This window comes from Alkalibacterium olivapovliticus, from assembly GCF_003003275.1.
GTDB lineage: Bacteria > Bacillota > Bacilli > Lactobacillales > Carnobacteriaceae_A > Alkalibacterium > Alkalibacterium olivapovliticum.
The window spans coordinates 66185-78729 of sequence record NZ_PVTO01000007.1; the positions used below are offsets into that span (position 1 = coordinate 66185).

Sequence of the window (12545 nt, forward strand, 5' to 3'; positions counted from 1 at the left end):
TTACCAAAGCAAGAGTGTCTTAAAGTCTGAGCTAATGAATATACAAATAATTGAAATTATAGTACTATTTTCACTACAGGAGGTGGGAAGTTGTGTCAATTGCATCATTCGGATTTAGAGTGCTATCGGCTTTGAGCGACCGTAAAAGAGATAAGGATCTGAAAGTGGATGAAACCATACGTGCCCACTATGATCTAAAATATGGGAAGTCCAAAAAATATAACAGTCTGGATATTTACTACCCGGAAGAGACAAAAGAAAAACTACCGGTCATTGTCAATTTTCATGGAGGGGGATTTGTTTACGGGACAAAAAAGAATTACATGCACTATGGCATGTTTCTTGCTAAACAGGGATTTGTTTTTGTGAACAGTAATTACCATTTGGCACCCAGGAAAAAATACCCGACTCAGCTGACTGAACTCAATTCAGTGATGAAGTGGCTGACTGACCATTCCGACAACTACTATATGGATTCAAATAATGTTTTTATTGTAGGCGACTCTGTAGGCGCACAGATGGCTTTACAATATGCGACTATCTATTCTAATAGTGAATTCTCAGACTTGTTTGATTTGACGATTCCTGAAGGGGTTAATATCAAGGGACTTGCTCTAAATTGTGGACTCTTTAATATTTACTCGAAGATGACTGCACCATCAAACGGTAAAATGAACGACACCGAAAGTCAACTGCTGATTTTGATAAAAGACTACTTGGGAAGCAGCTGGGAGACCTTTGAAAAGCAATTATCTTTTAAAGATTACATAACAGAGACGTTTCCCCCGACTTTCATTATGACAGCTGAATACGATTTTCTCAGAGAGGAATCACTGCCGGTAGTCGAATGGCTGAAGAAAAAGGGAGTGGCGGTTACGTATAAAAAATACGGAAATCCTGGTGACAAGCACATGGAACATATTTTTCATTGCAACATGAATCTTCAAGAGGCGCAGGAGTGTAACAGGGAACAAGCTTCCTATTTTAAATTGCTGATAACAAACTAAAAGACCGCCAATAGCTGGCGGTCTTTATTCTATCCCTTAAAAGTTTCTTTCATCATTTTTTCCAGCTCTTCTGGACTTTTTTCTTCGTGTACTTCATGAAGCATCCACTGATAACCAAAGGGATCTTGAAGGACCGCATTGGAGACACCAAAATCGGGTATATTAGTAATCGGCTGGATTTCAGTGAACCCAGAATTTAGAGCTTTGTTAAAAGTGATGTTAATATCTGATACGGTTACATTGATCCAAAATGGGAAAATCTGATTTTCCTTCGGTGCAGCCAACTGATAATCCGGATTTTCATCAAGTAGGTGAATGGTCAAGCCGTAAATCGAAAAAACGGCCTCATTCAATCCAGGATCAAAAGACGTTTCTTGTATAACAGCCACATCAAAAACAGAGCGATAGGTACGCAATGCAACCAAACTGTCCGTGACGATCATATCAAGTTCTATTGTATTCATTTTTGTCAGCTCCTTTAGGTGTAGGCGAATTAACTGGTTTTATCAGACTTTTTCCCCATATCTAAGCGAAAACGGGTTACGACTGGTCTTTTTAATCACTCTAAGTTTACCATAGTTCAAATAGATGTCATAGAAAAAAGTCTGTTCTTTTGAGTATTGTATTATGCTAAGCGCACGCTTGTGGCGTATACTTAATTATATGAAGAAATGAGTTGGAGGTGCCTGCGCATGTTTACACAGAAAAGACTGACAAATGCATTTAAAGAAGCAAAGAAAATCTATTTCGATGATCATTCACGTATTGTTTTCATGAGTGATGCGCACCGAGGAGACGGTAGTGTATCTGATGAATTTCTGAAAAGTCGGAATTTGTTTGTTCACGCCTTAAACGAATATTATGAAAATGACTATACTTTTTTTGAGGTTGGTGATGGGGAGGAACTGCTGGAATATTCGAAAATGGAGCACATTAAAAATGCTCATGTAGACACTTATAATGCCATTAAGCGTTTTTTTGATAAAGATCGTTACATCCGCATATTTGGTAATCACGATATATTTTTGAAGGACCCAAAATATGTGGAGAAGAATCTACATATCAATTATGATGAATTCAACGAAGAATTTTTCGATTTCCTGAAAGGGATCGAACCTGAAGAAGCAGTAATCTTAAAACACCGATTTACGAGTCAGGAACTGTTTGTGATCCATGGCCATCAGGGAGATGCACCCAATGATCAGTTCTTGTTCTTCACCATGCTGTCAATTAAATACTTCTGGCGATTTTTTCACCGGGTAGGAATCAAAAACCCGGCTAGTCCCGTTAAAAATGTCACTAAGCGGCATAAAATCGAACGGAACTACAGTAAGTGGATCGAAACTAACCGACGTGCTCTGATTTGTGGTCATACTCACCGATTCAAGTTCCCTAAAAATAAACAGATTCCTTATTTTAATACGGGGTGTGGGATATATCCAGCCAGTATAACTGCTCTGGAACTGACTGAAGGCATGATCAGATTAGTCAGGTGGAAAGAAAAAGTAGATGAGAAGGGTATGCTGCATATTAAACGGGAGACCATGCGAGGACCTGAACCCATCGAAGCATTCGACATTAGAAAGCCTAAAGAGGTTGTCGAATACCTTGCTCAGATTAAGATTCAGCGCACCAAGAAAGCAAGGGAAGAGCGCGCTGCCTTCAGAGAAGAAGAAATGGAAACGGACGATCCTGCTGCTGCTGCTGTAAAAGATTAGACTCTTGTCAAAGAGTCTTTTTTTTGCATTTATATTTAAAGAGAGAGGGCGTATAAGAAAGGGACCCTCCACTAAAAAGAATGAAGAGTTGCCAGTATCCTGACAGCTTGTCTGTCTGATGTAAATAGATTATAATGGAGAAATGTGTATTATAATTATCTGTTTTCTAGTTTAAAGGAGGAATGATATATGTCACCAAATATGGTGGGCTTTAGTTTTATTATGATTGGCGTATTTTTAATAATAGGTAAAGTGGTTCGTCTCCATGCTAAATGGCTGCGCAATCTATTTTTGCCGAGTTCGATTATTGCGGGGTTCATTGCATTGATTGTAGGACCAGATGTCTTGGGACGAGTGACCTCTCAGTTCTTGGAACAAGGGTCTTTATTTTACAATGGTCTGATTCCTGATTTTATTTTAGAAGTCTGGCGTCCGCTTCCGGGCATGTTTATCAATATTGTGTTTGCTGCCTTATTCCTGGGGAAAAAAGTACCAGGTGTCAAGAAAATTTGGCGTGTAGCAGGTCCTCAAATCATTATGGGACAGACGGTATCCTGGGGGCAGTATGTTATAGGCTTGTTGTTGACGATGCTTGTATTGACGCCATTGTTTGGCATGAATCCTCTGGCTGGAGCATTGATTGAAATCAGTTTCGTTGGAGGACATGGAACAGCTGCCGGACTGGCTGATACCTTTGTTAACTTAGGATTCCCTGAAGGAGCTGACCTGGCACTTGGTTTAGCGACTGTAGGGATACTTGTCGGAGTAGTAGCCGGTATTCTCATTATCAATATTGGGTTCCGTAAAGGCTTCGCTAAACATGTGGGCGGTAAAGAATACTTTACTGAAGAAGAAAAAGAGCGTTTAGGTGAATCATACGGGTTTGAAATGGAATCACAGGTCAAAGAAGCAAAAGCGATAGAACCACTGGCTTTGCACCTTTCATTAGTAGCTGTTGCCATTGCGATTGGGTACGCTATGCAGCAGGGACTTATTTTACTCGAAGCAGCTACGTGGGGAGCCTGGACAGATGTGCTTTTATTCCCTTATGTGCCCTTATTCCCTCTAGCCATGATCGGTGGCGTGATTGTTCAGATTTTCTTTGATAGACTCGATATCAATATGTACATCGATCAGAACCTGATCAGTAAGATATCTGGATTTGCACTGGATGTTCTACTGGTGTCGGCATTGGCTACTCTTTCTCTGCAGGTCATAGGTGATAACTTTATCCCATTCATGTTGCTGGCAATCGTCGCAACTGCCTGGAATGTCTTTGCTTTCCTGTATCTTGGTCCGCGTATGATACCAGAACACTGGTTTGAAAGAGGACTGGGAGACTTTGGACAGGCAACCGGTATGACCGCAACCGGATTATTGCTGATGAAGATTGCAGATCCTGAGTATCAGACACCAGCTTTAATGGGGTTCGGGTACAAACAGATATTATTTGAACCGTTTGTCGGAGGAGGACTCGTAACGGCTGCATCATTGCCGTTTATTTATCAGTTTGGTCCTTTCGTCTTTTTAGTTATTTCAACCGTCATAACCGTAGCTTTCCTGATTTTTGGATTAGTTAAATTTAATCCTAATCGTAAAGGACGTAAAAAAACGGCAGATTCAACGGGTAGTGCTTAAAGTATAATAAGAAGAGCCTTCAAACAGGAGTGGTGACTCACTGATTGAAGGCTCTTTATCTATAAGCTAATGCTCATTTAATTCAGGCTGCTGAAGGTCTCCTCTGTAAAGAAAAAAAGATATGTCCTTTTGTAGAAAGGGCATGCGACGCGTCAACACTCCGATTCGTTTTAACCCTTTATGCTCATAAAATGTATAGGTGCAGCTCGTGTCTGTGAAAAGGAAAAAGGTACGGGCTCCAACCGATTTCAGATAGTCAAGGTATTGATTGAAAAGCGCAGACCCAATGCCGGAGCCTCTGACAGATTGATCGACTGCAAACAGGACCAATTCTCCGTCGTACGTTTCATAGGTCTGTTTCAGCAAAGCATTGTTGACTTGACTGTGCCGTCTGAAAGATTGGATGGCCTGTTTACCTTCGGATGTAAAGAGTAAAAGAAACAGGTGAAAATACAAATGAAGAAGATAGACCTTTTGCTGTAAAGGAACGTCACTGATTCGTCCAACAATCAATCCCACAGGTGTTCCCTCTTTTAATGCGACTTGTGTATAAGTGCTGTGAGCCAGACTTGAGTACAAAAAAGCAAAAGACAAGTGACTTGCACAAAATGTTGAAGTGATTTTTTCATAGTGCCAAGTATCACTGATGAGGGTTACCAGTTGCTTAGTATCCTTTTTATTGATGGAACGGTAAGTAATCGTTTTTTGAGGCATCGAATCGCCCTTTCTCAATATAATCCCCAACAGTATAACATAATTTTCCAGTCAGAATGGAAGTGTATTTGATGACGCTTGATTGGAGATAGTTCACTTCAAAGGTGATACACTATGAAGAAGGAGTTGTTGTTTATGAAGATAGATAAAATGAGACAAACAGAAACGGAAGCGGTCAGTCAGTTAGTTGTCAATGCCTTTTATTCAAAATTTTCAGAGAAAACGGACTTAAGCAAGGAGAGACTTCAGAAGATACTTAAACTGATTTGGCTCGAAGAAGCTGACCAATTCGGGCTGTCAATCTATACCGTGAAATTAGAAGAAGAAATAGTCGGGGCATTCGGTTTTTCCGGAAAACAGAGGTTCTCTCTTAGTTTGTCTCTGATTGCCAAAGTATGCGCTGTGGTAAACTCGATTGGCGTCAAAGCATTTCTATCCTTCCTTAGAGTGGCTCTTCAGACCCATCGGAAACCGAATAAGCGAGAATGGTACATAGATTTTATCGTGGTCAAAGAAGCTTATCGAAATCAGTCAATTGGACACACAATTCTGTCGAGTCTGGAAGAACGGGCTGATCAGTATGAGCAAATCGACCAGTTGAGTCTCTACGTTCTGAAAGGAAATGATCGGGCGAGACATCTGTATGAGAAATATGGCTTCTCAGAAAAGGAACAGGGGGGAATTGAGCAGTATCAGTATATGGTCAAAAACCTTGGTCATAGGTAACTTCGAAACCATCTTGTTATATGAATGTTAATCACTGATGGAAGTGATAACGGCATCATAAAAAACACTTGTTGTATCTCTTTCTTTTGACAGGTCTTTTTGCTATAGTGATAGAATGCGATTTTTACACTAGCCTACTAGGCACAAAAGGAGGTTGTCATGATGAAAGAAAGAGAACACTACGGTCTGGGAACAGCTATTTCGATGATTGTTGGAATCAGTATCGGATCAGGAATATTTTTTAAAGCAGATGAAATACTAATAGCAACAGGTGGAAGTGTCTGGCTTGGCGTTCTGGTATTTGTTATCGGCGCTTTATGCGTGATTTTTGGAAGTATTACCTTATCTCAGCTAGCAAGCCGGTCATCCATGCGGGGAGGTGTCGTTTCGTATTACGAAGAATTCGTCTCACCGAAAGCGGCCAATGCCTTCGGATGGTTCCAGTTATTTGTCTACTTCCCCACGATTACAGCAGTTGTCAGCTGGGTATCCGGGATTTATACCATCTCGTTGTTCGGCCTGCCTTCCTCGCTGGAACTGCAGACGGCTTTAGGCTTTATGTATATGACATTCTTCTTTACCATGAATTATTTCTCATACAAAAGTGGGGGGCGTTTTCAGAATATAACTACAATCATTAAAATGATTCCGCTTATTGGTATCGGATTACTTGGATTGTTCTGGACACAGTCAGCGCCAGCACTACCGGAAGGTGTTATGCTGGTTGAAAGAAGTAATGTGGGATGGGGATGGCTAGGAGCATTAGCACCGGTTGCCTTTTCATTTGATGGATGGATCGTCTCCACAACGATTACTCAGGAAGTGAGAGAGCACAAACGCACAATGCCATTTGCTTTGACTCTAGGACCCTTGATTGTTTTAGCCGTTTATCTGGCCTTTTTCCTGGGACTGATTGCCATCGTTGGAGTAGAATTTATTCTATCTGCCGGTGATCAGGCTATCGGACAAGTGGGACAATCAATATTCGGCTTGTATGGTGAACGCATCCTGCTCAGTTTTGTACTGATTGCTATTCTGGGTGTGGTGAACGGGATAAGCTTAGGCTATATCCGGTTACCTCATACCTTGGCATCTAAAAATATGATGCCGATGAGCAACAAAATCGTTCAGCTTGATGAGAAAAAAGGATTATCTCCATATTCCGCTTTAACCGCTTATTTACTCACTGTTTTCTGGCTGATGATGCATTATGTGACTCAGAGATGGGATATTTTAGCGGGCGGAGACATCAGTGAAATTGCGATCGTATTCAGTTACGTGTTGTATATTGTCTTGTATGTCAAAGTCCTTCAACTGAAAAAAGAAAAAGTCATTAAAAGCTGGTTCCTAGGCATAGCTGCGCCGATTTTGGGGACAATAGGGTCTCTAGTCATTTTACTTGGAGGCTGGTTCTCAAATCCCGTTTATATGCCGATTTTCATTGGATTCTCAGCAGTTGTTTGTGTGTTAGGGTATCTTTACAGTATTCAAACTACTAAAGCTACACTTAAAGAGGGATAATATGATCAAAGAATTTTGTGCGGAAAACAGTTCCGGTATTAAAGAAGCCATCGATGCGGGAATTTCCCGTATCGAATGTTGTGACCGACTGGATGTTGGAGGAACGACACCGACTATGGATGTGCAGCAAACGGTCTATCAGTATGCGCACGCCCATTCAGTAGAGGTCGTGACCATGATTCGTCCACGTGGAGGCGATTTTGTCTATTCAGACTATGAAAAAGAAATGATGCGGTCTGAGGCCAGGCAAGCTGTTGAACTAGGAGCCGATGGCATCGTTTTTGGAGCGTTGACTCGAGACCATCAGGTAGACTGGGCGTTTGTGGATGAGCTTATTGACATCGCTGGTGAAAGCCAAACGGTTTTTCATATGGCATTTGACAGTCTTTCAAAACAGGATCAGCTGGGAACTATCAAGGAGCTGATCGATCGTCAAGTGACTCGCCTACTCACCAGAGGGGCAGAGTCAGGATCGGCGATTGACAATGCAGATTGGATAAACCAGCTGATTGAAGTATCGGATGGACGCCTGGAGATCCTTGTGGGTGGAGGCATAACTCACGAGAACCTCGATAAAGCCTCAGATACCATCCATGCTAATCAGTTTCATGGAACAAGGATTGTCAGATACTAACTATTCCACCTTTTTAAAATAAATAGGTTGACAGTGATTTACGTAAGATGATATAGTACTAATCAGTCGATACAAACATTAAATTTAAATGAGAACAATGAGCGTTGAAAAGATAAGTACAGATTAGAGAATCAAAGCAGAGAGCTCCTGGTTGGTGAGAAGGGGCGCGACGATCGGTCTGGAAAATGGTCTTTGAGCAGAAATGGTGAGTCTTGTTATGAGCCATTTCCGGTTGCACCCGGTAAAGTGCCACAGTATGCAAAGGACAGCTGTCCTTTAAGTACTGGGAGAGGTTGCTTCAGTGATGAAGTGACAAACAAAGGTGGAACCGCGAATAGACCTATTCGCCCTTTTTGAGTATGAATACTCGAAAAGGGCGTTTTTTTATGCATAAAGACAGGAGCTGGTGTCATGATCACACTGGAAAAAGTAACAAAGACATTTTTAAACAATAAACTGGCATTTGAAGCAGTTAAAGAGACCAGTTTGACTATTGAAAAAGGAGAAATCTACGGCATAGTTGGATACTCTGGAGCAGGAAAAAGTACATTGCTGAGATTATTGAATGGACTGGAGAGACCTTCTTCAGGAAAAATCGTTATCGACAATAGTGAATTAACACCTCTTAGCAAAAAAGAACTGCGTAAAGAACGGCAGTCGATCGGCATGATTTTCCAGCACTTTAATTTACTCTGGAGCCGCACAGTACTTGAAAATGTGTGTTTTCCACTTGAAATAGCAGGCATCAAAAAGGCTGATCGCATCGAAAGGGCCAGAGAGCTTATCGATTTAGTTGGATTAAGCGATAAAGCAGAAGCGTATCCTGCTCAATTATCTGGTGGGGAGAAACAGAGAGTGGGGATAGCAAGAGCGCTTGCCAACAATCCTAAAGTCCTCCTGTGTGACGAGGCAACCAGTGCACTGGATCCTCAGACTACAGATGAAGTACTGGATCTGCTGGCAAAAATCAATGAAGAATTGAATGTAACGATCGTCTTGATTACGCATGAGATGGAAGTAGTCAGAAAAATTTGTGACCGTGTCGCCGTCATGAATAAAGGCGAAATCGTCGAAGAAGGATCTGTCCTTCATGTCTTCAGAGAACCAAAGCAGGAAATCACCAAGCGCTTCATCAAACAGGACCGGGAAACAGATAACAAAGAAACCAGACAGGCGTTGACGGAGCTGAAACAGGCTTACCCTGAAGGACAGATTGTCCAGATTTTTTTCCAGGGTAACAACGTCGGATCCCCGATCATTACCAGAGTCAGCCGGGAATGTGACTGTGACATCAATATCATACAGGGCAGTATCCAGTCCACTCACAATACACCGATGGGTACGCTGATCGTTCAAGTGCTTGGTGATCAGGATAAGCAGGACAAAGCGCTGGCGTTATTCAAAACCTATCCAGTAGAAGTAGAGGTGATTCAAAAAGATGTTTAATCAGTTATACGTTGGATCAATTTTAGCAGAATACACAAACTTAGAAGAGGTGTCATGGGATAGATTGTGGACGGCAACCCAACAAACATTATATATGACCGTCATTTCTGTCATTCTAGTCTTTATATTGGGGTTAATATTAGGACTGCTTTTATACGAAACGCGACATCATCAAACAATATGGTCAGTGGCATTATACAAAATAGTATCGGTTTTCGTTAACATATTCAGATCGATTCCATTCATCATTTTGATTGTGCTGCTTATTCCATTTACGAAAGCTATTGTGCAAAGTATGACCGGTCCTAGCGCGGCATTGCCGGCACTGATCTTATCAGCTGCTCCCTTTTATGCAAGGCTGGTCGAAACGGGGCTGCGAGAAGTTGACAAAGGGGTCATCGAAGCTGCAGAAGCAATGGGAGCCTCCAAATTGGAACTCATTTTTAAAGTCTATATTCCAGAAAGTCTGCCGTCTATTATTGCCGGTATTACAGTGACCGCAATCAGTTTAGTGGGGTACACGGCAATGGCAGGTGTGATTGGAGCCGGAGGGTTAGGAAATCTGGCTTATCTTGAAGGGTTTCAGAGGAACAGGGCAAGCGTCACTTTAGTGGCGACTGCCGTTATCCTTATCATTGTATTTGTTATCCAGTTTATAGGAGACCGATGGGTTTCTTATATTGATAAACGATAAAAAATAAGAAAAAAAGAGGAGAATGACAAATGAAAAAAGCAATCAGATTAGGACTATTAAGCAGTGCGGTATTACTGGCAGCATGTGGTAACGGTGAAGGCGACTCAGCTGAAGAATCACAAGTATTGACGGTAGGTGCGACCAATGTGCCTCACGCAGAAGTGCTGGAATTCGTACAGCCGACTTTAGCAGAAGAGGGTATCGATTTACAGATTGAAACCTATAATGACTACATTATCCCGAATCAGGCATTATCTGGTGGGGACATCGATGCCAACTATTTCCAGCACGTACCATACTTTGAAGGACAAGTTGAAGAAAATGACTATGACTTCGTCAATGCAGGTGGGATTCATATTGAACCACTTGGCGCTTATTCAAATCGATACGAAGACCTGGATGATCTTCCGGAAAACGCAACGATTCTGACAAGCAGTAGTGTCGCAGACCATGGACGTGTGCTGGGGATTCTACAGGAAGCTGGACTGATAACAGTCGATGATTCCATTGAATTAGTGGACGCCACATTTGACGATGTCGTTGAGAATGAACGAAATCTTCAATTCGAATACGAATACGATGCTGCATTGCTGACGACATTATACGCCGAGGATGAAGGCGATGTGTTCTTTATTAATTCGAACTTCGCAGTGGATCAGGGTATAAGCCCGATTGAAGAAGCGATTGCGCTGGAAGATACATCGTCTCCGTACGCCAATATTATTGCAGTCAGATCTGAAGATGAAGACAGTGAATTGATTGCGCGACTAGTCGAAGTACTACGTTCTGAAGAAACTCAGGAATTCATCCTTGACACATGGGATGGTGCGGTTCTCCCTGTAGAGGAGTAATAGTTTAAGATTCGTCTAAACTTCTGCATATGACTTTACTTGATCTTTCCAGTAGTCAATAATAAACCTATGACGTTAATTTGTTGATTCGAAAGGAAGAAAAGAATGAGTAAAGTATATATTGCGGGAGCTAAACGGACACCCATCGGTTCATTTCTAGGCGCACTGAAAGATGTGTCAGCATCCGATCTAGGTAGTGCTGCTATCAGAGGTGTTTTAGAACAGAGTAAGATTAATCACGATGATATAGACGAAGTTGTTTTAGGAAATGTTCTGCCGGCCGGACAAGGTCAGGGAGTAGCTAGACAGGCAGCCATTAAAGCGGGAATCACGGTATCAGTACCTGCCTATTCGCTCAATATGGTTTGCGGCAGCGGGCTTAAATCTGTCATGAATGCCTATCTTGGGATTAAAGCAGGCGAGTACCAGGCCATCATTGCCGGTGGAACAGAATCCATGAGTCAGGCACCTTACCTTATTCCCGGGAAAACACGAACGGGTCAGAAAATGGGCGGCTACCAAATTGGTGACCATATGCTGGATGATGCGTTAACTGACGCGTTTGAAAGGTATCATATGGGGGTCACGGCGGAAAATATCGTCCAGCGGTATAACCTGACACGTGAAGACCAGGATGCATTTGCCTATACATCACAAAGGCGTGCCATCGAAGCAATCGATAATGGGTCATTCAAAGATGAAATTGTAGCCGTCGAAACGAAAGTAAGACGCGAAACAGTCATAGTTGATACCGATGAATTCCCTAACCGTAAAACGACGGAAGAGAAACTGAACAGTCTGAGACCAGCCTTTAAAAAGGACGGATCAGTCACTGCAGGAAATGCCTCCGGAATCAATGACGGAGCGAGTGCAACGTTAATTGTTGGCGAAGAGTATCTCAAGACGAATAAGCTGACACCACTTGTTGAAATTATGGGGATCGGCCAGGGTGGCGTGGATCCATCTGTTATGGGATTGGGTCCGACACCGGCTATCAAACAGGCAGTCAAGCGTTCCGGCATCTCCTTTGAAGACATAGATGTCTTTGAACTGAATGAAGCCTTTGCGTCACAAAGTTTAGGCGTCATTAAAGAAATCTCGGACGAATTTGGTGTCAGTAAAGACTATATGCTGGAACGGACCAATCTGAACGGGGGAGCCATTGCATTAGGTCACCCTGTTGGAGCAAGTGGCAATCGTATATTAGTCACGCTCGTTCACCTTATGAAAAAGCGTGGACTTAGATATGGCTTGGCGTCATTGTGTATTGGCGGGGGCATGGGTGTAGCTGTATTACTTAAAAATACGGACGTTGACTAATAAGTGTTGACAATGTATAAAATTCTATATATTCTTAATGTACAAACTAAATAGTCTTCAGGGCAGGGTGCAAGTCCCTACCGGTGGTATAGCCCACGAGCCGCAAGGCAGATTCGGTCAAATTCCGAAGCCGACAGTATAGTCTGGATGAAAGAAGACACACGTATGCACAATTATCTTTAAAGGGGAGAAACTCTGCTTTTTTAAAGACCACTTGAGATGCAATGGATAATGCCCTGGAATGTAATGTTCCGGGGTATTTTTTTATTTTTTGTT

12 protein-coding genes, 1 riboswitch and 1 other annotated feature are annotated in these 12545 nt (G+C 42.1%); of the genes, 10 read left to right on the forward strand and 2 right to left on the reverse strand.

What is annotated here, in order from left to right; all coding sequences use genetic code 11:
- Positions 1-92: 92 nt before the first annotated feature.
- The gene (locus CLV38_RS04965; RefSeq protein WP_106192323.1) at positions 93-1007 is read left to right on the forward strand and encodes an alpha/beta hydrolase; all 915 of its coding nucleotides are present in this window, start codon (positions 93-95) and stop codon (positions 1005-1007) included.
- 29 nt (positions 1008-1036) lie between these two features.
- On the opposite strand, the gene CLV38_RS04970 is transcribed toward CLV38_RS04965, so the two are convergent.
- Positions 1037-1471 carry a VOC family protein gene (locus CLV38_RS04970; RefSeq protein ID WP_106192326.1) on the reverse strand — a complete coding sequence of 145 codons (435 nt, stop codon included), beginning with the start codon at positions 1469-1471 and terminating at the stop codon, positions 1037-1039.
- Positions 1472-1699: 228 nt separating this feature from the next.
- Here CLV38_RS04970 and CLV38_RS04975 point away from each other — a divergent pair, with 228 nt between their 5' ends.
- On the forward strand, positions 1700-2725 hold the full coding sequence (locus CLV38_RS04975) for a metallophosphoesterase (RefSeq protein WP_106192328.1): 1026 nt from the start codon (positions 1700-1702) through the stop codon (positions 2723-2725).
- Positions 2726-2914: 189 nt separating this feature from the next.
- Complete coding sequence (locus CLV38_RS04980) at positions 2915-4363, forward strand: sodium/glutamate symporter (protein ID WP_106192330.1); 1449 nt, start codon at positions 2915-2917, stop codon at positions 4361-4363.
- Between the two features lie 66 nt (positions 4364-4429).
- On the opposite strand, the gene CLV38_RS04985 is transcribed toward CLV38_RS04980, so the two are convergent.
- On the reverse strand, positions 4430-5077 hold the full coding sequence (locus tag CLV38_RS04985) for a GNAT family N-acetyltransferase (protein ID WP_106192333.1): 648 nt from the start codon (positions 5075-5077) through the stop codon (positions 4430-4432).
- A gap of 135 nt (positions 5078-5212) precedes the next feature.
- Here CLV38_RS04985 and CLV38_RS04990 point away from each other — a divergent pair, with 135 nt between their 5' ends.
- The 7 genes from CLV38_RS04990 to CLV38_RS05020 all read left to right on the forward strand — a co-directional run bounded on the left by CLV38_RS04990 (position 5213) and on the right by CLV38_RS05020 (position 12269).
- Positions 5213-5803: a GNAT family N-acetyltransferase gene (locus tag CLV38_RS04990; protein WP_170068816.1), complete on the forward strand. Its 591-nt coding sequence runs from the start codon at positions 5213-5215 to the stop codon at positions 5801-5803.
- 159 nt (positions 5804-5962) lie between these two features.
- On the forward strand, positions 5963-7324 hold the full coding sequence (locus CLV38_RS04995) for an APC family permease (RefSeq protein ID WP_106192338.1): 1362 nt from the start codon (positions 5963-5965) through the stop codon (positions 7322-7324).
- A 1-nt stretch (position 7325) separates the two neighbouring features.
- On the forward strand, positions 7326-7958 hold the full coding sequence (locus CLV38_RS05000; protein ID WP_106192341.1) for a copper homeostasis protein CutC: 633 nt from the start codon (positions 7326-7328) through the stop codon (positions 7956-7958).
- Positions 7959-8053: 95 nt separating this feature from the next.
- Positions 8054-8313: a binding site (T-box leader), on the forward strand.
- 56 nt (positions 8314-8369) lie between these two features.
- Entirely contained in the window at positions 8370-9404 is a 1035-nt protein-coding gene (locus CLV38_RS05005; RefSeq protein WP_106192344.1) for a methionine ABC transporter ATP-binding protein, read from the forward strand.
- Positions 9397-10098 (forward strand): methionine ABC transporter permease, encoded by a 702-nt coding sequence (locus tag CLV38_RS05010; RefSeq protein WP_106192346.1) that lies wholly within the window; start codon positions 9397-9399, stop codon positions 10096-10098. The genes CLV38_RS05005 and CLV38_RS05010 overlap by 8 nt, the downstream gene beginning before the upstream one ends.
- 29 nt (positions 10099-10127) lie before the next feature.
- Positions 10128-10949 (forward strand): MetQ/NlpA family ABC transporter substrate-binding protein, encoded by an 822-nt coding sequence (locus CLV38_RS05015; RefSeq protein WP_106192348.1) that lies wholly within the window; start codon positions 10128-10130, stop codon positions 10947-10949.
- Between the two features lie 105 nt (positions 10950-11054).
- Positions 11055-12269 (forward strand): acetyl-CoA C-acetyltransferase, encoded by a 1215-nt coding sequence (locus CLV38_RS05020; RefSeq protein ID WP_106192351.1) that lies wholly within the window; start codon positions 11055-11057, stop codon positions 12267-12269.
- 49 nt (positions 12270-12318) lie between these two features.
- Positions 12319-12432: riboswitch (FMN riboswitch) on the forward strand.
- Positions 12433-12545: the final 113 nt, after the last annotated feature.

What these genes read in the sequence shown, in the direction of transcription:
- CLV38_RS05020 (WP_106192351.1), top strand. Translation starts at nt 11,055, where the DNA reads ATGAGTAAAGTATATATTGCGGGAGCTAAACGGACACCCATCGGTTCA.
- CLV38_RS04980 (WP_106192330.1), top strand. Translation starts at nt 2,915, where the DNA reads ATGTCACCAAATATGGTGGGCTTTAGTTTTATTATGATTGGCGTATTT.
- CLV38_RS05015 (WP_106192348.1), top strand. Translation starts at nt 10,128, where the DNA reads ATGAAAAAAGCAATCAGATTAGGACTATTAAGCAGTGCGGTATTACTG.
- CLV38_RS05005 (WP_106192344.1), top strand. Translation starts at nt 8,370, where the DNA reads ATGATCACACTGGAAAAAGTAACAAAGACATTTTTAAACAATAAACTG.
- CLV38_RS04995 (WP_106192338.1), top strand. Translation starts at nt 5,963, where the DNA reads ATGATGAAAGAAAGAGAACACTACGGTCTGGGAACAGCTATTTCGATG.
- CLV38_RS05010 (WP_106192346.1), top strand. Translation starts at nt 9,397, where the DNA reads ATGTTTAATCAGTTATACGTTGGATCAATTTTAGCAGAATACACAAAC.
- CLV38_RS04975 (WP_106192328.1), top strand. Translation starts at nt 1,700, where the DNA reads ATGTTTACACAGAAAAGACTGACAAATGCATTTAAAGAAGCAAAGAAA.
- CLV38_RS05000 (WP_106192341.1), top strand. Translation starts at nt 7,326, where the DNA reads ATGATCAAAGAATTTTGTGCGGAAAACAGTTCCGGTATTAAAGAAGCC.
- CLV38_RS04985 (WP_106192333.1), bottom strand. Translation starts at nt 5,077, where the DNA reads ATGCCTCAAAAAACGATTACTTACCGTTCCATCAATAAAAAGGATACT.
- CLV38_RS04970 (WP_106192326.1), bottom strand. Translation starts at nt 1,471, where the DNA reads ATGAATACAATAGAACTTGATATGATCGTCACGGACAGTTTGGTTGCA.
- CLV38_RS04990 (WP_170068816.1), top strand. Translation starts at nt 5,213, where the DNA reads ATGAAGATAGATAAAATGAGACAAACAGAAACGGAAGCGGTCAGTCAG.